Raw genomic sequence first — 20,219 nt, 5'->3', positions numbered from 1 at the left:
CTAACAAGCGAGCACAGACTCAATAAATTTCCGTTCCAGGAAATCGTCAAAATCCATTGGACGCATGATGCGCAATCCAGAATCTTTGCTATAAACTAAGCAATTTCCTTCAAGCCCACCATACCAATTCATTCCCTTGAATACAAGCGTCATCCAGTCATCGATTGCATAATCTATAGCATCGTACTCGGAATCAGGCGTATCGTTCGCACCACCCAGGTACGGATGGAAAAGCGCGGCGTTGTACTTGGGCTTGAACTTTTCGATAAAGACATTCTCCGCATCCATCGCAAGCAAATCGATAGATGGCAAAGCACGCCTGTTTAAAGGGAGTTGGAATTCGTTAATCGAAACCGCGTTACCGATTAAAAGGCTGTTATCCCGTTCTTCGGCATCAAAGAACAGAAGCACAACATCGTCGCGAATATCCTCACAATCTTCAATTTCAGATTCGAGCATATCAAGGAAGGGCTCGCGAGCATGGCGCATTTCCGCTCTTTTCACCACCGGTCGCACAACCTTCCCGATAAACATCGGTTCGTAATTCCAAAGGAAACACTTGGTTTTATCCATATTCGGGATTCGAATTAACCTGTTCGAATAAAGGTATAAGAGTTTCTCTGGCGTAAGCCAAGCCACAAAAGAGTCCTCGTCCAAGCACTTTTTCAGTTCCTTGTCGCTTGCCTTTTCATAGAACGCCGTATCAACTTCATAGAATTTTATTCCATGAGTCTTTGCAACAATTTCATCTTTAGCGAGAACATGCGGTTCGTTAGTGCCGACATCGACAACAAGCATTTTCTTTGCACTCGGCTTAAAAAGCGGTTCATCAGCAGGGATAGAAGCGCTTACGCGACCGCATTCGCTTACGAGGTCAAGATCAATTTTATGGCCCGCAAATTTCACATTGCAAAAATCAACGCGAGGCTTTTTGGCCACCATATAAACACGAGCCTTTCCAAGCGATTTTCGATAGTCGACATCGTTTTTAGCCCACGCAATATCGCAATAAGCCAAAGGGCAACACGCCAACTTCAATGTCGTAGAAATCACCTTCATCTTATCCTCGCTAAATCACCCAAACCAAGGCAAAACATAAAACTTTTACCACAAAAATTCGAGAAATGGGCCGTAAATAATTACGTTAAATTTCTTACAAAGAGTCAAAATTTTACAGAAAATGGCGAAACCGAAGTTTCGCCATGAAAAGTTTTACAAGATGTGAAAAGCGATTTTTTCGCGACCTTATAGCACACCCTTGCTGCTGGGGACGCCCTTCACATTGCGGGAAGGAGCAACAGCCATAGCAACAGCACGTGCAAAAGCCTTGAAGATGGATTCTAGGCAGTGATGGTTGTCATTGCCATAGAAGAGTTCCACGTGCAAGTTCATGCGAGCATTTTCGCAGAGGCTCTTGAAGAAGTGTTCGAACATGCTAGCTTCGATTCCGCCTGCGGTTGCAGCCGGGAGCTTCACGTTCCAGACAAAGCCGATGCGATTGCTAAAGTCGATGCACACGCGGCTCAAGGCTTCGTCCATCGGGACAAAGTAAAAGCCATAACGTTCGATGCCCTTCTTGTCGCCGAGGCATTCTACGAGAGCCTGGCCAAGCACGATGGCGATGTCTTCCATGCTGTGGTGCATATCGACTTCGGTATCGCCCTTGCAGGTCAAATCGAGATGGAACCCGCCATGCACTTGGAACAAATTCAGCATGTGATCCAAGAAGCCCGAGCCCGAGCTAATCTTGCCTCTAGAGCAATCGTCCAGATTCAAGAAAAGTTGAATGTCGGTTTCACTCGTCTTGCGAGAAATCTTAGAAGAACGCATCTTAGCACCTCTTATTTAAGGACACGACCGTCATAAACACTGAAGCGAGCCACACGGCCAAACTTCGGCACAGGAACCGGAGTTTCCACGCCGTTCAAGTACATCTTGCCAATGGCACGCGGTTCACCAATCACAATGTAGAGCGTACCGCTAGCAGTATAGACAAGCTTGTTGTCCACCGTTGCAATGTTCGCTTCTTTCACAAAATCATCATCGTCTTCGTCGCGCTTGATGCCGACCCAAGAACGCATTTCGCCGGAACCGACAAGTTCTATGCGAGTGCGACCGTTATCCGAAACCGGCCCCGTCACCGTCGCCGTATCTTTCTTGGACGTCGAAGAGATAAAAATTGTTGCTGATGCCGGAAGATTTTCAGCCTTTTTCACAGCCTTGTCGACTTCGGCCTGCGTCACTTTCTCGTTCTTTTCATCCTTGATGGAATCTACCGGGACCTTGATTGCGCCTTCAGGCATGTCCTGATTGACTTCCGTAGAGTCTTCGGCAGCGACCACCGCCGGCGGATTGGCGCCATCGTCAGAAGTCGTTTTGCCCTTAGTCACAAAATGAAGAGCCACAATGAAAAGAGCCAAGATAATTACGATGGCGACAGGCACAGCCTTGCTACGCGGCTTCTTTTCTTCGTCCGTCATCGGAGCGATATTCTTGATGGGTTCAGCCTCGCGGACTTCATAGCTCGAGCCCACTTCTTCGGCATACATTTTAAGGATAGCCTTTGTATCCAGGCCAAGCTTTGAGCTCACGGAATTCAAATAGCTGCGGACGTAAGCTTCAACCGGCAAGGACTTCCAATCACTCGATTCAATAAAGTGAAGCATCTTCACCGAGATTTTTGTGCGCTCGGAAAGATCTTCGATAGAAAGTCCCTGAGATTCGCGAACGCGGGCCAAAAAATCACCAAGGCGTTCGTTTGGATTTTTCTCTTCCAACTGAATCATTTGCTATACCCTAACTTGTAAACCATCCAACATTTCCAGTGTACGTGCAACTGGTAACCCAACCACGTTGTAGTAGCAACCGTTGATAGACTTGATCAAGCGCGCACCATTCGTCTGAATGCCGTAAGCGCCGGCCTTATCCATCGGGTCCTTAGAATTTACATAATCTTTGAGTTCCTGTAAGGTGCAGTTTCTGAAAATGACCTCTGTTTTCTCTTCGGACGCACTAACGATTTCACCATTACGGGCGATGGCGACTCCGGTGATGACAAAATGACTGCGATTGTTTAGCTTGCTTAACATTTCGAGAGCGTTCGCTTCGGATTTCGGCTTGCCCAGCGGAACGTTATCCAAAAACACGAGCGTATCAAAGCCGAGCACGTAAGCATCGCGTTCCTGGCGGGATACGGACAAAGCCTTGATGCAGGCGTTTTCGCGCGGGAAATCGAGCGGGTTTGTGCTCGTGGGCTTTTCATCTTCGCCCGAGACGACCACGCGGAAGTTGACACCTAACTGTTTTAAAATTTCGGAACGGCGCGGCGAACCGCTTGCAAGAACAATTTCAGATTTAGTCATAACTCTTTGTATCGGTGCTGCCGGCGTTAAGCTTGATATCGGGCAAGTCGCGGACATACACGGAGAAGCTCCACCCTGCGGCAGGGCCCGTCGGCGTCCATGTAAAATCGAGCTGCCAGCAATGCAACACACGCTTGAACGTAAATTCATGAGAGACAAACTTACCTTCGTTGTAATCGTAACGGGTGCTGTAAGAGACATCCCAGTTGACTGTCGGCTGGAACGATGCAGAAATACCCGTAGAATGAGATATGTTGTCCTTAAACAAATTCTTGGCTACACGCGTACTGCTAAACGAATAGCGATAATCCAAGCTCAGCGACCACTTGAGCATTTCGTACTTTTCGAGCTGCGAAGGTAGCCCGCCATTAAACGTACCGCTCCAGTTAAAACTCTTTGAAAGTTCATAGCCCCAATACGTGAGTTCCGGGAACCTTACCTTATTCGGATTCGTCTCGTACTTGTGGTAGAAGCTATGGCGAGTGTTGATGGTAAACATATAATCCGGCAAAATCTGGAACCCGAACGAAGACGAAATATCCGAGAAATTGAGCGAATCAGCCGCAAAGTTGTACGAGAAACTATGCCTTGTCGTAAGCAAGCGACGAGTACCATACTGGTCTTCTACAGCCTTCGCCCGCTTTGCTGAATCACCACGACTCGTATCGGCACGCGCCGCCACCTTGAGGTACTTGATATCAAAGTCATTACTCAGGCTGAAGCCAAGTGTCTGCTGTTTCTGCTGGTACGGATACTGTCCCAAATACGGGTGCGGAGCAAACTTTTTGACCGTATCAATTTCAGGGGCATACGTGTAAGAAATGCTCGGCGAAAGCACATGGCGGACACCGGTGAAGCGACCTATTTCAGGAACCCAAATACCATAAAGTTTCGTATCGGCAGTCAAGCTGTAATTGTGGTTGTATGCGACATTACCAAACGATCCCTCGTCCGGATTAAAACTCATATAACGTTTTCTCTTGTACAGAGAATCGTTCGGATTGCGCCAAGCAGTACCCGTCCAAAAACCAGTAAATGTCGCACGCGGTGTAATGTTTATCACGTCAAATAAGCGCCCCGAGTAATCCAAGGTGTATGTACCCGTATAGCCCAGGTAATGAGCCGTTGTATCCTTATTCAACGTCGTATCACGTTCGCGGTGAGACTTGTAGTTAAAGCGGTTCGTAAAGCTGTAATTGAACTTTTCAAGGAACGACTGGAACGAGCCGTCCTCTGCAGCCACCTCGCCTTCTTCCAGTTCAAAGCTGAAAAGGTTTCCGCTCATGCGGTACTGGATATCAGGCAAGTCCCTTTCGAGCATACCCGTCGTGAGGTTTTGGTTCTGCGAGACCTTGACCGTCAAGCTCTTGTTGTTGCCGAATTTACCAGAGTAAGCCAACGAGGCATTCGCCTGCTGGTTCAAAATAGTGCTTGCTTCCAAGGAATTTTTTTTACGGACATCAGTGCTACTTACAAACGAGCCCTGACCACTCAACGTATGCTTGGCATCAGGAGTCAAGTTTTGGTTATGCGAAAAATCGATATCGTAACCGCTACGACCAAAGTCGAATTCCTCAAGGTAGCTCGTATACTTGATATGACCATCCAACAAATATCGTTTCTTATAGCGTATTTCACCCGAGAGCGTAGATCGTTCGAACCTAGCTTCGTCGCCTTCAATAATGTCTGCAGCAAGAGTTGCATCCCAATAATCGTTGGCGGCGTAATAGAAACCGATATTGCGCAAGTAGTAACCCTGCTTCTGGTCACCACCGAACTTCGGCGTCAAAAGGCCCGACTTACGACCACTCTTGAGCGGCGCCACAATCATCGGGAGAACCGCCACAGGCACATCGGCGATATTCAAGACCACAGGCCTTGCAGTAATCGTCTCCTTGGGCTTCACCACCATGCGGCGGCCATAAAAGTAGAAGTGCTGGTGCGTCGTATCGTTACACGTACTGAAGTCGCCACGCGCAATCTGGATTCGAGTATCCGGAAGGCGACGGACTTCCATACCGTTCAGTTGCTGATTGTCCTGGAACGTCGTTGCATAATACACCTCACCGATTTTGGACTTGAGGTTGTACTTGAGGCGCATCCCCGAAAGGGAGGGATTCTTGGATTCGCGAAGAATCGGGTTTCCGCTTGCGGCGAGAATCTGATTTTTCTGGTCCATCCAAATGGTATCGGATTCCAGCGTTGCCGTGCGGTACTTAAGCTGTGCCGACTTATTCAGGTTAAAAGTCGAGGTTTCTACATCGTACACAAGATCGACCGCGTGGTATTCAATCGTATCCACTCCAGTCGTGTCGTTCATCCAGTCCACCTCAGTCGTATCTTCAGCAGGCTGTTCGCGCTCTTCGAGTTCAAAGCGGGTCATCTCCTCGCCATAAGAGCAAGGAGCAAAGACCGCAGCGATCATTGTTGCGAAAACGGCCCACAAAAAGCGATGGGTTTTGGATAAAATCACGGTTTCACAAGATAGAAAAAATGAACGCTTCAAATAGAAGCGTCCATCAAATTTTTGTGTTAAGCGGAATTTAATTTCGCGCGATAGAATCGACGCGAATTACTTCAACACTGCGTTTGCACCGCTCACAGCGCCATTGTGGTCAATGGAAATAACATAGCGGCCGCTCGGCACCTGAGCACCATTCCAATTGAGCGTGTTCACGCCTGCGACGGCATTGTCAAGGCCAAGCTTTGCCACCTGTTCACCATCGGCATTCAGGATGGTAACAGTTGCGCGGCCCGGAGACTTGAGCGTAAACGAAAGAGCCTTGCGGTTGAAAAGGCGGAGGCTTGCATCACCCGAGCGGACCGGAGTCGTCTTGGTGAACTTCGGAGTGGTCTTTGCCTTTTCCACATAAACGCCATTGACATCAGCAGAGGCAACAGAAACATCGTTCTTGATGAGGTTTCCGCGGCTGAGCACAGCGACGAGCTGCTTGTCATTTTCGGTAGCGCTAGCAAATGTTTCAAGTTCCTGAGCGTTCACGCGTTCCTTATCGCCATACCAGTTCTTGACGGCCTTGTTGTCCAAGTCCTTCACGGTAATCTGGGCGCGACGAACCACTGTAGAATAGGTTTCGCCATTGCTCGTGTAAGTGATTTCAAGCGGCTTGTTGACCTGGCCACGGAGCTGAGCCTTGGAAAATTCGATGTCCTTGCCCTTGAGGCTTACACCGTCAACAGCGGTAATCACATCGCCGGCACGGAGTTTAGTCTCTGCAGCAGGCGTACCCGGGATGACTTCAGCCACGTGAACACCTTCGCCCACCTGGTAAATGGTGATGCCGACGCCACCAAAAGATTCGTCAGCCATAAGCGGAGCCGTCATCATCGCGGCGATCAGAGAAGCCTTAACGAAAGAATTCATAAAAATCTCCTTAAAATTTTACTTCATTAATATACATTAAAAAAATGCTATTTCAAGCGACATAGTCTAGAAAATTGAGCCCAAACGGACGCAAAAGCCTAAAAAGGCAGGTTTTTATCCTCGTCATCGCCAACGGAGTCCATTTCGTCGAAATTTTCAACAACATCCTGAGTTTCATAAATATCCCTATACCATTGCGGGAGGCGTTTATTCCAGTCCAGCATCGACCAGTCCAACATATCAAAAGTCATGAGATCCGGATTAACAAGATTCCAACGCTCCAAATCGCCACAAAAGGCACTACGATAAAACATACTGCAAAAATTTCTACACATTCCAACATCCCAATTTGAGATATCACCATTAAATACTGATCCCAAAAACATTTCATCCATAGAGGTTACGTGCGACACATCCCATTTAGAGATATCCCCGTTAAATTTTGAATAGCGGAACATTTCATCCATATGCTTCACTTGGGAAACATTCCATGCAGAAATATCTCCATTGAAAGCGGTCCCCTCAAACATATTACTCATTTCCCGAACGTTTGAAACATCCCACTCAGATATATCACCGTTAAATGCGGAATGTTTAAACATTCCGTACATGCTTTCTACGTTCGACACATTCCAACGACTGATATCGCCATTGAAATCAGAACCCGCAAACATGTCATCCATATTTATCACATTGGATACGTCCCATTGGCTAATATTCCCATTGAACGTATGGTTCGGGCAAGTAAACAGCCCCGTCATATCTACCATTGGAGATACATCTATAAAGTTCAAGTCACAATTTGGCCCCAAGCGCAGAATGGTATCATAAACCAACTTTCTCAACTCCTCAAGATCGCGCACCACAACTTTATCCGACATACAATTCACCTCTTTTATTTTAATATCGTTTTATATATTGCAATTGTAAACTATTATCCGAATGATTGTCTCACATTTTTACTCTTGACAAAAAAAGTCATTTTTACTATATTTGGGACGTGATGCAAAAGTCATGCATACACTAAATTTCATTTTTAAAATTTAATTTCCATAAAATTCTTTTTTAACGCCCCCATGAAAAAAAATTTGGGGATATTGTACCCTTTTGAATAAAAGGTGCGGTATTCTCGCTATATATGAGGTCATCATGAATAAAAAAGAATACTTCCAAAACATCGCCAACAAGCTCCAGAGCAACACGCCGCAAGGCTGTACAAGCTCCAAGTTTACGTTTTTGAAGGTGTTGGAATATTGGGTGCGTTACTTGCAAGCCAACCCCGACTACCTCAACCCCGAAGCAGTCATTGGCCTCATGGATTTTGAAACGCAAACGGAGCTCGTCAATGCGCTCGCCCAAATTGACAGACAAAACAAGCTCGATGGTTCAGCCCCGCTCGCCGTTGCACGCGGCAACTACTGCGGTCCGCACGGAGCAATTTTTCTCAAGAAATACCCACACAAAGATTTCCACATTGAAGTCGCCCGCAGCATCGAAAACATCAAGCACCTCTCCAAGGACGTTTTCACCGATAATGAATGGAAGCGTTTTCTCAACACAGTCATTCCGCTGTTCATGAAATTCGCCTGGCAGGAACTCAACAAAGGCACCGACGAAAGCGACTCCACTATGCAGCGAGTTGAAAAGCTCCAGGAAATGTTCCACCTGAATGACGATGAAATTGAACTCATTCTCTATCTCTGGATTCAGGAATACGACGAAATGGAAGTCAAGGGCATCAAGAAGCGCTTGACTTGCGGGATGAGGACCCGTTTCACGGAAAAGGACTTGGAACTCATCCCCATCGCGACCGGACTTTCCAAGCAGCGCCTTTCAGAACTGACCAACAGCGATGCGCTCATTTCCAAGCTCGGCATTCTCGACAACGATATGGATCTGGACGGTGACATCGTCCGCCACCTGAACGGTCAAAACGAGATTACCAAAGTTGGCGATATCGGCATTGCCGAAGATTCCAAGATTCCGTTCGAGACGCTCGCCAAGGACCGCCCGGAAGCAGACACGCTCGTGTACTTGCTCGCCAATCACGATTACAAGAAGCCGCTCAACATTCTTTTCTACGGTCGCGCGGGTACTGGCAAGACAGAACTTTCAAAAGCACTCGCCAATGAACTCGGGCTCAAGATGTACACCATCAAGGCGCCGGCGGAGCAAGATCGATTCGGTGGCGAAGGCGGCATGTACGACGCGATTCTTCGCCGCCGCGTGCGCACACTCCGACTCGCAGCCTGGCAATGCGAAAACACAAACGCCATCATCCTCGTCGATGAAGCCGACCAGATGCTCAACTGGCTCGAAAAAGGGATGCTCAACATGCTCATGGAAGACATCCACACGCCCATCATCTGGATTTCGAATTCCATGACGTTCGTCGAAGAAAGCACCCGCCGCCGTTTCGACTTTTCGATGGAATTCAAGAACTTTACCGCAGAAAAACGTGCATTGCAGCTGCACTCCGTGTTGAACGCGCTCCACGTTCCCGACATGATTAGCGAAGAAGAAATCCAGAACATCGCCGCGGAATACCCCGTCACCGTCGGAGGCTACACCAAGGCCATCCAAAACGCCATCCCCGCCGCCAAGCAGGATAAGGGAATCGCGGTCACCGTCATCCGCAAAATGCTCGACGCCCATGCGAACTTGCTCAACATCGCCCGAGACAACACCCGCGAAAAGACAACGCATGCCCCCGCCTACACGCTGACCGGGCTCAACATCGACCAGAACATCGACGACATCGTTGAAATCGCCGAGAACTTCAACGGTATTTGGGACAAGTTAAACGACAAAGACGCAGCGCAGTCACTGAACATTCTGCTCTACGGCGCACCGGGAACAGGCAAAACTGAATTCGTGCGATTCCTTGCCCGCAAGCTGAACAGGAATCTCGTCGTCAAGCGCGCTAGTGACTTGCTCGGGATGTACGTCGGCGAAACCGAAGCCAAAATCAAGGCGGCTTTCAAAGAAGCCGAAGAACGCAAAGCCATTCTCTTCTTCGACGAAGCCGACAGCTTCTTGAACGACCGCAACGGAGCCGTCCGCAATTTCGAAGTGACGCAGATCAACGAACTCTTGACGCAGATGGAAAACTTCAACGGGATTTTCATCGCCGCCACAAATTTCAACGCAAGACTCGACAACGCCTCCCGCCGCCGCTTCGCGCTCAAGGTCAAATTCGATTACCTTACCCGCGAAGGAATCGAAACCGTGTGGCACTCGTTCTTCCCCAAGCTCGAATGCCCCGCACAGGTCAAGCACATGACAACACTCGCCCCGGGCGACTTCAGCGCGGTCTACAACCAATTGCGTTACTTGCCAGCACACAAGCTCACCGCCGAATGCATCGCTGACGCTCTCGAAAAAGAAGTCGAAGCGAAGGAAGGTGGTGATAATAAAAGAAAGATGGGGTTCTAAAGAGAAAAATCACGATTTTTGTCAAGGTCATTTTCTGTCACTTATGTTAGTTGACAAATATAAGCAAAACAACGATACAGAAAAAAAAAGGAGATTGTTATGAATTCTGCTACCGTTATTTTTTCTAACATGGGCGACACGGACACGTTGGTTCTCAAGCATATCTGGAAGGATCTCCCGAACGTCAAAGTCATCGAGATTAACAGTTTCAACGGTCCATGGTCAAAGAAAGTCGAACAAGCGTTGCTCACCGAAAAAGACACTATTATATTATGTGGGCATGGCTACCCAAGCGGACTCTTGTCCCCGCAAACCCACGGCAATCCATTTATTATATCAGAAAAGAATGTCCGTCACATTAGAGCGAAACGCGTTATTGGGATCTGGTGCTACGCTTCGTCATTTGCAAAAAGCATGAACCTCTGCGGATTTTTCTCGTCCATGTTCATCAGCAACCCCACCGAAGCTCTCATCAACGGCTGTACAAAATCAAACGGCGAAACAATCACCCGCGAAGAAATTCTGTTCGGTCAACGATTAAACACGCTCATCGCAAGCGATATTCCGATGAGCGAATGGAAACAAAAACTGGTCGAACAGGCCGACACAAGCATCGATGTCGTTAAATTTAATTACAGCGGGCTGACGTACTTAAAATAACATTATTCCGTCAATTCACGAGCTTCTTCATTAGAAGGGCGGTCGTCTTCATAATCCTTGATGGTCTTGTCGCCCGGCACAACGATAAGTCCAAGAGTTACCGGCTCGCCCTTCAAATTGATGTAGGCTTCCAGATAAAGTGTTGTGGAAAGACGAATCAAGCGCAAATCCATCATGGTTCCGCCCTTGTGGATGCTCATCGGATTGCGATTGAAGAAGAGGAACTTCTTGTTGATGTATTCAAAGCGGTCTTTTTCGTAATTGATGGACCATTCCGTATCGCCATCGTTTTCCTGGCGGTAAGTGCAACGGTCGTTATCGATATCGCATTCGAAGCTTGCGCTTTCCTGGTAACGCTTGTTCCATTCGCGGCTAAAGGCGCAAGACTGCACGCGGGAACCACCATTGCGCTGTTTGTTCAGCTGGTCATTGATGACCACGTAGTCCATCTTCATGTTCTTGACTTGATTGTAGACATTCATGAGGATGATGTAAGCTTCGATATCCTTCGGGCACTTGCCGGTGAGATTCACATCTTCGTGAGCCTTGAGAAGAGTCTGCTGCAAGTCAATGTCAATGGCATCCGGAATTTCGCTTTTCTTGATTCTGTCAAGAGTTTCTTTAGGCGGCACGTGGATAATCTTGTCGCCCTTCTTGATGGCGTAACCAAGCTGGTCGCGCACATAGTCCAAGCACTGCTGCACGTGAATGTGGACCGTATTGGATCCTGCAGAAACGAAGTCCGCGCCGATACGAACGTTCCATTCGTCAGCGGTATTTTTCGCAGCCTTGTCGAGTTCGCAGAACGGTTCTTCGCGTGTACCATCCACAAAAATCAAGTTCACATGAAGCTTTGTCACGAGGGATTCTTCTTTGTTGATGGCGCTACCCAAGCTCCAGAAATTCGGATTCAGGCGAAGCACTTCGGCAAAAGCTTTGTCGCCATCGAATGCCGGCAACAGCGAGTCGTTACGGGCATTTTTCTCTTGCAAAAGTTCGGAATAAGACGTCTTGACGTCCATGTTATCGAACGAATTACGGGCAACGGCAGAGAATGCAGACGTCGCCAAGAACGAACACGCTAAAGCGACAGAAACGCGCAACATTGAAAACATTTTCCCTCTCCTATTTTTTCACAATCTTTTTAACGGCAAAGTTAAGCAAGTACAAGATGACGCCGCCTGCGATAATCGTGGGGCCAACGACAAAGTTCAACTGGCACGCGACTAAAAGTCCAAGCACCACAAGTACAAGCGAAACCAGAACCGAAATAACCATCATCTGGAGTAAATTTTTGGCATAGCATTCCGCGATGTATGCGGGAATCGTGAGGAGCGCAATCACGAGAATCAAGCCCACCGCCTGCACGGCAATCACGACCGTGAGCGCAATTAGCGCAATCAAAAGCATGTAGTAATTCAGCACAGGGATGCCGCGGACGCGAGCAAACTCAGGATCGTATGAAATCGAAAGGAAATTGCGGAAGCAAACCGAAACAGCGCCCAAGATGAACACGAGCAACGCCCCCATCCACCAGAGAAGTTCTGTCGGCACGGTCAAAAGGCTACCGAACAAGAAACTCATCATTTCGCCACTGTAACCAGGCGTCAAATCCGTCAAAATCACGCCAAGCGCCATGCCTGCCGCCCAAATGATTCCGATAAACGTATCAGCATGTTTGCGGTCGCGCCAAGTGAGCGCACCCATGAGCATCGCGCAGGCGAGCGCAAAGCCAAGCGAGCCAAGCATCGGCGAAAAACCGATAAAGCAAGCCAGCCCCACCCCACCAAAAGAGGCATGAGCCACGCCACCCGAAAGCGCCGTCAAGCGGTTCACCACGACGTACGTCCCCATAACGCCACAGGCAATGGCCACAAGCACCGCTGCGATGAGGGCGTTCTGCAAAAAATCCATGGAAAGTAAGTCGAGCATGTTTTCGTTTTGGGTTATTAGTGGTTAAGAACTAGCTTTTCTTTTAAATTTAGTAAATGCGGAATATGAAAATCCACCCAACTAGGCGCTTGAATGTTCGGATTCACAAGAACAGTCGTCCAGCCGCGTTCATGAGCGGGTTCCAAATTGCGTAACGAATCTTCAAGCAACACAATTTGCGACTTTTCGGGCGATTCCTGAGCCAGGACACCTCGCGCCACAAGCCATTTTTCGATTTTATCGTATGCGCTCACGTGAGGCTTGCCTTCCCAATCCATGAGCTTGAGGTCAAAAACATCCTCAATCGCAGAATCGAGCTGCATGTGCGCCATGCCCGCGCGGCTCCAGTCCCCTCGCCCATTCGTAAACACAAAGCGATGCCCCACAAGCGACTTCAGGAGTTCAAGCTTTTCAGGCGCCACCTTCGGGTAAATCAGGTATTCAGGTTCATGAATAAAGTCAAAAAAGTCGTCGGGATGCGTACCGTTCATCGCCATGAGTCCCGAAAGCGTCGTGCCAAATCGGTGCAGATAATCCTTGCGGATTTCTGTGGCACTTTCAAACGTCCCGCCCACGGTCTTTTGGACAAATTCTGCAATACGGTGGTCGAGCGAATTTAAGACAAAGCGTTCCTCTTCGCCGTAAAGCGTCAAGTCATAATCGAACAGCCAAATTTTCGAAGCATCGTTCTTGATGCCGATATCTAGCGCACTCACGGAGCAAGACCTCTTAGTAGCCCATCGCAAGCCCGCCAATTTGACGAGCGAGGTAAGTAGCGTAATTGTCCGTCATGCCGCTCACAAAGTCGAGCACCTGGTGGTAAGCTTCGGCAGTCGTCACACTTTGGCCAATCTTGGCTTGCCCAATCAAGCGGACAATGCGGTTTGCGCGGTACGAATTGCGGTCATTTTGGCGGTAATCGTAAACGCCATTGATAAACGCATCGAGCACGGTGCTGAGCGTCGTATAGCTACCGACTTCAAGTTCCGTCTTGCGGCGGTCAGGGTAAATGCGTTCCACTCCCAAACGCTTTGCAATGCGGATGCCTTCCATTGTATCGGAACGGGAAAGGTCAATCAAGTGCTTGTCGAGCGAACCTTCCATGATGCGGTCGTAATGCTTTACAAAGAGCACAGCCACGTCATCAATCAGGTTCTGGATAGCGCGCCCGCGGATGCTGCTGAGGAAGTCTCTGAAGTTCTGGCCGTTTTCTTCGAACTCGCGGTCGATATCGACTTCCGGCCCGCACAAGAAACTGAACATGTTGCGCACATCACCAAACGTCAAAATGCCAAGTTCAATTGCATCTTCAACATCGAGGATGGAATAGCAAATATCGTCTGCCGCTTCCATCAAGTACACGAGCGGATGGCGAGCCCAAACGCCGTCCTTAATTTCCGGGATGCCCAGAATCTCGGCCGTTTCGCGGTAGAGTTCTGCTTCGGTGCGGAATAAGCTCGTCGGGCAACCGTAATACGCAAGTCGCGGGTACTTGATCATCGAACCGATTGTCGCATACGTGAGTCGCATACCGCCATCGAGGAAGTGGTATTCGAGCTTACTCAAAATGCGGTGGCCTTGAGCATTACCGTCAAAGTTTTCAAAGTCCGCAATTTCCTTGTCATTGAGTTCAGACATCGGCGCCGAATGGCGATTTTTGCGGAACCATTCGCGAATTGCAGCTTCGCCCGCATGGCCAAACGGCGGGTTTCCAATATCGTGAGCAAGGCATGCCGACTGCACAATCGTACCAAACTGGTATTCGTTCACGTACTTCGGCAAATGCTTTTTTATCAGGTGATACACCGTAATCGCAAGGCTACGGCCCACACTCGAAACTTCGAGGCTGTGCGTGAGGCGGCTGTGAACGTGGTCATTCACCGAGAACGGGTGAACTTGAGTCTTGCGGCCTAAGCGACGAAATGCGGTAGAAAAAACGATGCGGTCGTAATCGCGATGGAAGTCAGAACGGTTCGGATCCGGATCGGCCGGGTGACCGTAACGCGTTGCAGAAAGAAGCGTATCCCATTGTAGCATATTATAAAATATAGTTATTAGCGCGCAGCTTCGACCGAGACGAACTTTCGGTTATCGAGTTTCTGTTCACCATCAAAACGGTAAGCAACCAGGCGCCCATCACCGCGATAACCTGCAACACTGTAATCCAGGCAGCAGACGTTATCACAAATAAGTTCAGGCATTCCCGTCAACCAATAATGCCCAAAGAAAACCGGGCGTTCATTTTCGCCATAGAAATCGCGAGTCTGAATTTCGAGCGGAACTTCGCGTGGAGGCAATTCTACGCCCGGCTGGAAGCTGAGTTCCTGCAAAGTGACGTTCTTCGGATTGATCCACCAGCGGATTCGCGTACGCTTGCGATTGACACATTCAGCATCGCGGAACGTCACGCCTTCCGGCAAATCCAATTCCGGGCCTTTCAAGAACAAACTTATCGGCCAATACAGCGAATCGTCGTATTCGTCATTCTTGTCGTTCGCACGTGCAATAAGCTCGTCGAAATCGCCATCCATAAAAGAACGGATACCTTCGGCTTTAAGCACTTCTGCGCATTTCAAGTCAAAGCAAGCGTGCTGCGCACGGAACAAGTCTGTTTCCAAGTAAAACGGGAGCGTTTTGAGGAAATCAAGCATTTCCTGAAATTCCGCCTTGCGCCCGCGATAACTTTCAACAGTCTTCACATGAATCGCTACTTTGTTAAAAGAATGCTCACGCAAATAGCCGCCGTGAATCGATTTTATGGGTCGCCCACCGGCGCCATTCTCGTGCCAAAAGCTAAGTGCATTGAACTCGTGATTGCCCATCAGCGCCACCGCAGAACCCGCATCGCGCATAGCACGCACGAGATTTACCGTATCGCGCACACGACTCCCGCGGTCAATGTAATCGCCTAAAAAGACGACCGTTCGAGCATCGCCCGGATAGCGGAAAGCGCCACCACGTTCTTCGTAGCCTAGCTTTTTAAGGAGCACCACGAGTTCATCGTAGTGCCCATGAATATCGCCAATGAAGTCAATCGAAGAGTCCATTAAACCGCAATCGGAGCCTTGATGGTCGGCCACGGATCGTAATTCACAAGTTCAAAATCTTCGAACTTGAAATCGAACAAGTCCTTGACATCAGGATTCATCTTCATCGTCGGGAGTGCACGCGGCGTACGAGAAAGCTGTTCACGAGCCTGGTCAAAATGGTTGCTGTACAAATGCAAGTCACCAAAAGTATGGACAAACTCACCCGCTTCGTAACCGCAGACCTGGGCAAGCATCATCGTCAAGAGCGAGTACGATGCAATGTTGAACGGTACGCCGAGGAACATGTCGGCACTGCGCTGGTAAAGCTGGCAGCTGAGCTTACGCTTACCGCTAGCGCCTACACCGCCCACGTAGAACTGAAACAGGCAATGGCACGGCGGCAAAGCCATCTTGTCGACTTCGGCAACATTCCAGGCGCAAACCAAGTGACGGCGGGAATCCGGATTATTCTTGAGGCTATTGATCAAATTCGCAATTTGGTCGATGTGTCCGCCATCGGGTGTCGGCCAGGAGCGCCATTGGTGACCGTAAACCGGACCCAAGTCGCCATTTTCATCGGCCCATTCGTCCCAAATCGTAACCTTGTTATCGTGCAAGTACTTGATATTCGTATCGCCCTTCAAGAACCACAGCAGTTCGTGAATGATACTGCGCAAGTGGAGCTTCTTGGTCGTGAGGCACGGGAAGCCCTTGGAAAGGTCAAAGCGGGTCTGGCGGCCAAACACAGAACGAGTGCCGGTGCCAGTGCGGTCGGAACGGTCCACACCGTTATCGATAATATCTTTAAGAAGATCTAAGTATTGCTGCATATTGTTAATGTAATAAAAGTTGCTAAGCGACTTCGTCGTTTCCGAACACTTCCACGCGCTTGTACTGCTTCACAACCTTGCCGTCCACTTCGGCGGCGGTTTCCAACAAGCGCTTATTCAAGGCCTGCAGAATCAGGTCTTGCGTGTGCTTCGGCACGGGCTTCTTGCCAAGGCGCGCCTTCTGCACCATCTTGTGGTTCAAGTTCACGGGGAGCATTTCAACGAGATCGTGATTGCTAAAGTTGTTTGCGGTCAGAATTTCATCAAGTTTTGTCATGCCGTAAATGTAGAAAAGCCCCGGGCTTATGCCCGGGGCTTTGGTTGAGACTCTAAAAGTTATTAGTCACCAACGTAGTTGCTTTCGCACTTCATACCGTCATTTTCCGGTGTGACGAAGTGCATTTCAATACGACGGTTCATTTCGCGACCATCTGCCGTGGAGTTATCGTCAACCGGGCAGGTAGAGCCGAGACCAACAGCCTTGATGCGGTTCTTGGCAACGCCGAACTTCGTGAGCTGCTTCATAACGGCCTTAGCGCGGCGGTCAGAGAGCTTGAGGTTCTTCTTAGCCTTACCGCGGTTGTCGGTATGACCCTGGATCACAATCTTGAGATCCTTGTAAGCTTCGTCTTCCTTAAGCTTCTGGGCGATACCCTTAAGGATTCTCTTAGCGTTAGCGTTGACAGTAGCAGAGCCGCTCTTGAAGGAGATACCTTCGAGCTTTTCTACCTTCTTCTTCGGGCAGCCGAAGCCATCGTCACCAGCTTCAGCCGGGCAGCGATCCATACCAGCGCAGACACCTTCGAAGAGGTTGAACATGTTCCTTTCGGTGACCCAAGCATCGCAGACGCCATCCTTGTCAAGGTCCGGATCCGGGAGCGGGCAACCATCGTTAGCGGCAACACCGTGTTCGAGCGGGCACTTGTCGAGACCCTTACAGGTCTTGGAGATGAACCATTCCTTAGCAACAGATTCGTCTTCGGCAGCCTTTTCGAAGTAGTAGCCGAGCTTCTTCTGAACAACCCATTCGTCGCAGATACCGTCGCCGTCGCTGTCCGGATCATCCCACGGGCAGCCCTTATTGCCGGCAGCACCAGCTTCACCCGGACACATGTCGTAGCCCTTGCAGACGCCGGCATACTGGTCAAGCTTGTTCTTGTCGGTGACCCACGGAGAGCAGAGACCGTCGCCATCCGGATCCGGATTGTCTTCCGGGCAACCGTTGTTGACGAGCGTACCAGCTTCAGCCGGGCACTGGTCGATGCCTTCGCAAATTTCCTTGAACTGATCGAGAGCGCCCTTCTGGCTTACCCAAGCATCGCAGACGCCATCCTTATCCGGGTCCGGATCATCCGTCGGACAACCATTGGTGCTGTTACCCTTTTCGTTCGGGCACTGGTCGATACCTTCGCAAACATTACGGAATTCGTCAAGCATAGCCTTTTCGGAAACCCAAGCGTCGCAGACACCGTCTTCGTCGCTATCCGGGTTACCCATCGGGCAGCCTGCGTTCAAACGATGACCATAGTCATCCGGGCAACGGTCATCAGAGTCAGCCACGCCGTCACCATCGCGGTCCTGCGGAGCGAGGAAGCCAGACCAGGTAAGGCCGCCGAACAAGGCGAGCTGCGGGTTCACGCGAGTCTTCGTAGCCGTGATGCCGGTGAGGTAGTTTTCTTCGTTTTCCATCACGCGGGCAAAGTGGACATAGTTGTCATTGCCAACGTAGACAGAAGCGCCGAGCTGGATGTCGAGGCCAATCGGCAAGTGGAACACGGCACCGCCAGTCACCTGCTTCATGTCGAGCTTTTCGGTGAGGCCGTACTGAGCAACGTTCCAAGTAAAGTCTTCGGTCTGGATATCCATGTAGAATTCACCGAAGAACGAGAGGAAGTCAAGCACGTAGAATTCAAGAGCAGCGCTTGCAAACGGGAAGGACATGTAAGCCTTGTCCATGGACATACGGTAACCACCGTTGATGTGGACGAGGAGAGGCATCACGTCAATCTTGGAAAGGTCGAACGTCAAAGCGGCACCGACGGTCATCACAGACTTAGCAGTACCGTACGGGAATGCCATGCCAACTTCCTTGGCGATGTATTCCGGTTCACGAATCCAGACACCCTGCTTGGAGTTCTTGGAAGTCTTGAAAGAATATCTGAAGAAAGCAGCGAAGTCGATAGGCACATCAGCCGGAATCGGAGCGCGAGCCTTCAAGCTAGCTGTCACGTTACCAATGTAGCCAACCTTGGTACCAGCGAGAGCAGCCGGGTTGCAGCCTTCTGCTTCACCACAAACAGCATTGCCGTTGAACTGGTCATAGAAGACCGGCAAAGTCACACCGATATCAAAGTAGTCCAAAAGACCGATAGCGAGGCCAACGTAGGCACTGATACCGCTATAGTTTGCGGCTTCAGCCTTCTGGTTCGTGTATTCATTCGCAAAAGCGTAGTGATAGCCGTTTTCAGGATCAGCCTTGAACATGCTATTACCAAATGCGTAGTCGCCCAAAGCCGTAAACACAAGCTTTGAATGACCGAGAGACTGGGCAGACTGTGTCTTGTTGACACCGACGAAGCCCGTCTTGTTAATCGTATTGGCATGACCAGCAAAGGCGGATGATGCCGCCAAGGCCAGGGCCAATCCCATTGCTACTCGTTTCATAGAGTCTCCTTGTTTTGACCAACCCTTGGATAGAGTGGTCCTTATAGTAATGTTTAAGTGAAATATAACTCTTTAAAAAAAAGTCCGCACTTTTTCTAACGCAAATTAATGGATAAATAATACATAAAATTTAATTTTCGCCATTTGATTGATTTTTTTTTACACATTTTTATTTATAAAACGTGCTTTCGAAGATTTCCGGGTAGCAACGACACAAACTTGTAAACCCACTTTTACCAATGATGATATGGTCCAAAACAGGTATTTGCAAAATTTTACCTGAAGCACACAAAACGCGCGTGATAGACATGTCTTCAGGGCTCGGTTCTAGCGATCCAGAGGGGTGATTGTGGACAAAAATCACAGAAACGGCACGATCTTCAATAGCGAGGGCAAAGGCTTCGCGCGGGTGGACCGGAGTCTGATTCACAAGCCCGGTCGTAAGTTCGTGGACGCGAATGATGTAATTTGCGGAATTCAGGGAAATAACGACAAGATGTTCCTGCGATTCGTACTTCATATACGACACGCGCGAAAGCACATCTTCGGGAACAGCCACGGGAATCGCCTTGTCGCTTAAAATAAAGCGCCCTGAAAGTTCCAGGCACGCCAAAATCTGAGCCGCTTTGACTTTTCCAAGTCCACGAATTTGCTTGAGACGTTCAAGCGTCGGCACAGAAGTTTCTGTCGACAAAAAATCGGAAAGTCGTTTGGAAAGTTCAAAGACACTGCATTCATGGCTACCACTCCCCAAAATGATAGCCAGCAGTTCTTCGTTGCTTAAAGCACCGACACCAGCGCGTTCCATTTTCTCGCGCGGCATCAGGTTGAAATCGGGTCTAGCAAACAAGGCCAATTGATTATGAATCATCATTTTTTCTCCTGCTAAAAAGCGTCTACTATATTAACACGCTTTTCGCAGGCG

The 20,219-nt window shown here is 49.2% G+C and carries 18 protein-coding genes; 2 read left to right on the top strand and 16 right to left on the bottom strand.

The window, feature by feature from the left end:
* The 7 genes from B7982_RS14880 to B7982_RS05885 all read right to left on the bottom strand — a co-directional run bounded on the left by B7982_RS14880 (position 1) and on the right by B7982_RS05885 (position 7,625).
* A complete protein-coding gene (locus B7982_RS14880) occupies positions 1 to 1,059 on the bottom strand; it encodes a hypothetical protein (RefSeq protein WP_088659947.1) in 1,059 nt (352 codons plus the stop codon).
* A gap of 186 nt (positions 1,060 to 1,245) precedes the next feature.
* Positions 1,246 to 1,830 carry an imidazoleglycerol-phosphate dehydratase HisB gene (gene hisB, locus B7982_RS05910; protein ID WP_014547135.1) on the bottom strand — a complete coding sequence of 195 codons (585 nt, stop codon included), beginning with the start codon at positions 1,828 to 1,830 and terminating at the stop codon, positions 1,246 to 1,248.
* 11 nt (positions 1,831 to 1,841) lie between these two features.
* The gene (locus tag B7982_RS05905; RefSeq protein ID WP_088659946.1) at positions 1,842 to 2,786 is read right to left on the bottom strand and encodes a helix-turn-helix transcriptional regulator; all 945 of its coding nucleotides are present in this window, start codon (positions 2,784 to 2,786) and stop codon (positions 1,842 to 1,844) included.
* 3 nt (positions 2,787 to 2,789) lie between these two features.
* Positions 2,790 to 3,362, bottom strand: coding sequence for a nucleoside triphosphate pyrophosphatase (locus tag B7982_RS05900; RefSeq protein ID WP_181369047.1), 573 nt, complete (start codon positions 3,360 to 3,362; stop codon positions 2,790 to 2,792).
* Positions 3,355 to 5,787, bottom strand: coding sequence for a putative LPS assembly protein LptD (locus B7982_RS05895; protein ID WP_233138390.1), 2,433 nt, complete (start codon positions 5,785 to 5,787; stop codon positions 3,355 to 3,357). The genes B7982_RS05900 and B7982_RS05895 overlap by 8 nt, the downstream gene beginning before the upstream one ends.
* Before the next feature lie 147 nt (positions 5,788 to 5,934).
* Positions 5,935 to 6,744, bottom strand: a complete 810-nt coding sequence (locus B7982_RS05890) for a PDZ domain-containing protein (RefSeq protein WP_088659944.1) — start codon at positions 6,742 to 6,744, stop codon at positions 5,935 to 5,937.
* Positions 6,745 to 6,842: 98 nt separating this feature from the next.
* Entirely contained in the window at positions 6,843 to 7,625 is a 783-nt protein-coding gene (locus tag B7982_RS05885; protein WP_088659943.1) for a BspA family leucine-rich repeat surface protein, read from the bottom strand.
* A 268-nt stretch (positions 7,626 to 7,893) separates the two neighbouring features.
* On the opposite strand from B7982_RS05885, the gene B7982_RS05880 reads away from it, so the two are divergent.
* Both B7982_RS05880 and B7982_RS05875 read left to right on the top strand, forming a co-directional pair.
* The gene (locus B7982_RS05880; protein WP_088659942.1) at positions 7,894 to 10,179 is read left to right on the top strand and encodes an ATP-binding protein; all 2,286 of its coding nucleotides are present in this window, start codon (positions 7,894 to 7,896) and stop codon (positions 10,177 to 10,179) included.
* Between the two features lie 99 nt (positions 10,180 to 10,278).
* Positions 10,279 to 10,839, top strand: a complete 561-nt coding sequence (locus B7982_RS05875; protein WP_088659941.1) for a hypothetical protein — start codon at positions 10,279 to 10,281, stop codon at positions 10,837 to 10,839.
* Positions 10,840 to 10,841: 2 nt separating this feature from the next.
* Here the strand turns inward: B7982_RS05875 and B7982_RS05870 are convergent, their stop codons facing one another.
* The 9 genes from B7982_RS05870 to radC form a co-directional block, all read right to left on the bottom strand.
* A complete protein-coding gene (locus tag B7982_RS05870; RefSeq protein WP_088659940.1) occupies positions 10,842 to 11,954 on the bottom strand; it encodes a hypothetical protein in 1,113 nt (370 codons plus the stop codon).
* A 10-nt stretch (positions 11,955 to 11,964) separates the two neighbouring features.
* A complete protein-coding gene (locus B7982_RS05865; protein WP_088659939.1) occupies positions 11,965 to 12,771 on the bottom strand; it encodes a metal ABC transporter permease in 807 nt (268 codons plus the stop codon).
* A 17-nt stretch (positions 12,772 to 12,788) separates the two neighbouring features.
* Positions 12,789 to 13,517 carry a pyrimidine 5'-nucleotidase gene (locus B7982_RS05860; protein ID WP_233138389.1) on the bottom strand — a complete coding sequence of 243 codons (729 nt, stop codon included), beginning with the start codon at positions 13,515 to 13,517 and terminating at the stop codon, positions 12,789 to 12,791.
* Positions 13,501 to 14,808 carry a deoxyguanosinetriphosphate triphosphohydrolase gene (locus tag B7982_RS05855; protein ID WP_088630291.1) on the bottom strand — a complete coding sequence of 436 codons (1,308 nt, stop codon included), beginning with the start codon at positions 14,806 to 14,808 and terminating at the stop codon, positions 13,501 to 13,503. The genes B7982_RS05860 and B7982_RS05855 overlap by 17 nt, the downstream gene beginning before the upstream one ends.
* Before the next feature lie 17 nt (positions 14,809 to 14,825).
* A complete protein-coding gene (locus tag B7982_RS05850; RefSeq protein WP_088659937.1) occupies positions 14,826 to 15,818 on the bottom strand; it encodes a metallophosphoesterase in 993 nt (330 codons plus the stop codon).
* The gene (locus B7982_RS05845; protein WP_072827012.1) at positions 15,818 to 16,630 is read right to left on the bottom strand and encodes a thymidylate synthase; all 813 of its coding nucleotides are present in this window, start codon (positions 16,628 to 16,630) and stop codon (positions 15,818 to 15,820) included. The genes B7982_RS05850 and B7982_RS05845 overlap by 1 nt, the downstream gene beginning before the upstream one ends.
* Positions 16,631 to 16,652: 22 nt before the next feature.
* On the bottom strand, positions 16,653 to 16,907 hold the full coding sequence (locus B7982_RS05840; RefSeq protein WP_088659936.1) for a hypothetical protein: 255 nt from the start codon (positions 16,905 to 16,907) through the stop codon (positions 16,653 to 16,655).
* A 62-nt stretch (positions 16,908 to 16,969) separates the two neighbouring features.
* Positions 16,970 to 19,294, bottom strand: coding sequence for an OmpA family protein (locus tag B7982_RS05835; protein WP_088659935.1), 2,325 nt, complete (start codon positions 19,292 to 19,294; stop codon positions 16,970 to 16,972).
* A gap of 169 nt (positions 19,295 to 19,463) precedes the next feature.
* Entirely contained in the window at positions 19,464 to 20,168 is a 705-nt protein-coding gene (gene radC, locus B7982_RS05830) for a DNA repair protein RadC (protein WP_233138388.1), read from the bottom strand.
* Positions 20,169 to 20,219: the final 51 nt, after the last annotated feature.

Origin of the sequence: Fibrobacter sp. UWB2, assembly GCF_002210425.1 — a bacterium.
Lineage (GTDB): Bacteria > Fibrobacterota > Fibrobacteria > Fibrobacterales > Fibrobacteraceae > Fibrobacter > Fibrobacter elongatus.
The sequence above is the reverse complement of the archived record's forward strand: the minus strand, read 5'-3'. Positions and strand labels throughout refer to the sequence as shown.

Coding starts and splice junctions, on each gene's coding strand:
- B7982_RS14880 (WP_088659947.1), bottom strand. CDS start 1,059: ATGAAGGTGATTTCTACGACATTGAAGTTGGCGTGTTGCCCTTTGGCT.
- hisB (WP_014547135.1), bottom strand. CDS start 1,830: ATGCGTTCTTCTAAGATTTCTCGCAAGACGAGTGAAACCGACATTCAA.
- B7982_RS05905 (WP_088659946.1), bottom strand. CDS start 2,786: ATGATTCAGTTGGAAGAGAAAAATCCAAACGAACGCCTTGGTGATTTT.
- B7982_RS05900 (WP_181369047.1), bottom strand. CDS start 3,362: ATGACTAAATCTGAAATTGTTCTTGCAAGCGGTTCGCCGCGCCGTTCC.
- B7982_RS05895 (WP_233138390.1), bottom strand. CDS start 5,787: ATGATCGCTGCGGTCTTTGCTCCTTGCTCTTATGGCGAGGAGATGACC.
- B7982_RS05890 (WP_088659944.1), bottom strand. CDS start 6,744: ATGAATTCTTTCGTTAAGGCTTCTCTGATCGCCGCGATGATGACGGCT.
- B7982_RS05885 (WP_088659943.1), bottom strand. CDS start 7,625: ATGTCGGATAAAGTTGTGGTGCGCGATCTTGAGGAGTTGAGAAAGTTG.
- B7982_RS05880 (WP_088659942.1), top strand. CDS start 7,894: ATGAATAAAAAAGAATACTTCCAAAACATCGCCAACAAGCTCCAGAGC.
- B7982_RS05875 (WP_088659941.1), top strand. CDS start 10,279: ATGAATTCTGCTACCGTTATTTTTTCTAACATGGGCGACACGGACACG.
- B7982_RS05870 (WP_088659940.1), bottom strand. CDS start 11,954: ATGTTTTCAATGTTGCGCGTTTCTGTCGCTTTAGCGTGTTCGTTCTTG.
- B7982_RS05865 (WP_088659939.1), bottom strand. CDS start 12,771: ATGCTCGACTTACTTTCCATGGATTTTTTGCAGAACGCCCTCATCGCA.
- B7982_RS05855 (WP_088630291.1), bottom strand. CDS start 14,808: ATGCTACAATGGGATACGCTTCTTTCTGCAACGCGTTACGGTCACCCG.
- B7982_RS05850 (WP_088659937.1), bottom strand. CDS start 15,818: ATGGACTCTTCGATTGACTTCATTGGCGATATTCATGGGCACTACGAT.
- B7982_RS05845 (WP_072827012.1), bottom strand. CDS start 16,630: ATGCAGCAATACTTAGATCTTCTTAAAGATATTATCGATAACGGTGTG.
- B7982_RS05840 (WP_088659936.1), bottom strand. CDS start 16,907: ATGACAAAACTTGATGAAATTCTGACCGCAAACAACTTTAGCAATCAC.
- B7982_RS05835 (WP_088659935.1), bottom strand. CDS start 19,294: ATGAAACGAGTAGCAATGGGATTGGCCCTGGCCTTGGCGGCATCATCC.
- radC (WP_233138388.1), bottom strand. CDS start 20,168: ATGATGATTCATAATCAATTGGCCTTGTTTGCTAGACCCGATTTCAAC.